Here is a 1,389-nt window from a genome sequence, read left to right on the forward strand (position 1 = left end):
AAATATTTGGGGTACGGCTTCATCTTACCCATTTATGGGGCGTTCGCAGATGCGAAACAAGAATTGACATTTTCGCGATCATCGCCCTAACCGCTGAATCGCGGCATAAAGCAGGCGAATGGCGGATTTTGTTGCGCGGCGGCGGCCCCTCGCGAAACCGATTTTCGGTTTCCAGGCCGAGACGCCAACGATATGTGGTGAAGGGAGATGGCGATGTCCATACAGGCGACCATGGAAGACAAGCTCAACAAGGCATTTTCGCCGGACAGGCTGGTTATCATCAACGAGAGCCATCTCCATGCCGGCCACCACCATCACGGCTCCGACCATCACGGCACTTACGACGGCACCGGCGAGACGCATTTTCGCGTCCGCGTCGTCGCTTCCGCCTTTGCCGGCATGAGCCGCATCGACCGTCACCGCGCCGTCAACGAACTGCTTGCCGACGAACTGAAGGCCGGCGTGCATGCGCTGGCGATCGAACCCGCGGCTCCCGGCGAAAAGACCCGCTGGTAGGTCGCTTCCCCGCGCTCAGAGCACCGCTTCGATGAGGAACGGCCCGCGCCGTGACAGCGCACTGTCCAGCAACGCGTCGAAGCGCTCGCACGTATCGGCGCGAGCCGCCTCCACGCCCATGCCTTTGGCCAGCGATACCCAGTCGAGCGAGGGATGGTCGAGGTCGAGCATGCGCCTGGCGTTCTCGCCGATGGCGCCGACGCCGACATTCTTCATCTCGCCATGCAGGATCGCATAGGTTCGGTTGGAAAACACGATCGTCACCACGTCGAGCTTTTCCCGCGCCTGCGTCCACAATCCCTGCACCGTGTACATGCCGCTGCCGTCGGCTTCGAGATTGACCACCTTGCGGTCGGGACAGGCGATTGCCGCCCCGGTCGCCATCGGGATGCCGCCACCGATCGATCCGCCCGTGCCCATCATGTAGTCGTGCGGCGCGGCAAAGGCCGACAGCGCGAAGAAACGCCTGGCCGAGGTGACCGCTTCATCGCAGACGATCGCATCGGCCGGCAGTTTGCGCGCCACCGAAAGTGCGACGGCATCTTCCGTCAGCTTGCCGTTCGGCGTTGCCTCGTCGGGAAAAGCGGCCGCCAGCACCTTGTGTTGCGACGGCTGGATGCCAAGTTCGTCGCGAAGCGCCTCCAGCGCCGCATGCAGATCGTCGCCATGGGCGGCCAATGTCAGCACCTCGCAGCCTTCCCGGACAAGCCGTCCCGGTTTTCCCGGATAGGCGAAGAAGGCAACCGGCTCCTTTGCGCCGACCAGGATCAGAACATCGACGTCGCTCAGCACAGCCATCGCCGCATCGACCGGATAGGGGATGCGGATCGGCGCGGCACGCCCGCGCCCGCGTTGCATCCGTGCGATCAGAAC

2 protein-coding genes are annotated in these 1,389 nt (G+C 63.4%); one reads left to right on the plus strand and one right to left on the minus strand.

Annotated elements, in window-relative coordinates:
• Positions 1 to 213 precede the first annotated feature (213 nt).
• Positions 214 to 516 (plus strand): BolA family transcriptional regulator, encoded by a 303-nt coding sequence (locus EN925_RS35875; protein ID WP_013529365.1) that lies wholly within the window; start codon positions 214 to 216, stop codon positions 514 to 516.
• A gap of 15 nt (positions 517 to 531) precedes the next feature.
• Here EN925_RS35875 and EN925_RS35880 read toward each other — a convergent pair.
• A partial coding sequence (locus EN925_RS35880) for an acetolactate synthase large subunit (protein WP_128337371.1) occupies positions 532 to 1,389 on the minus strand: 858 nt, incomplete at its 5' end.

The organism is Mesorhizobium sp. M7A.F.Ca.US.006.04.2.1, assembly GCF_004022915.1.
GTDB classification, from domain to species: domain Bacteria; phylum Pseudomonadota; class Alphaproteobacteria; order Rhizobiales; family Rhizobiaceae; genus Mesorhizobium; species Mesorhizobium ciceri.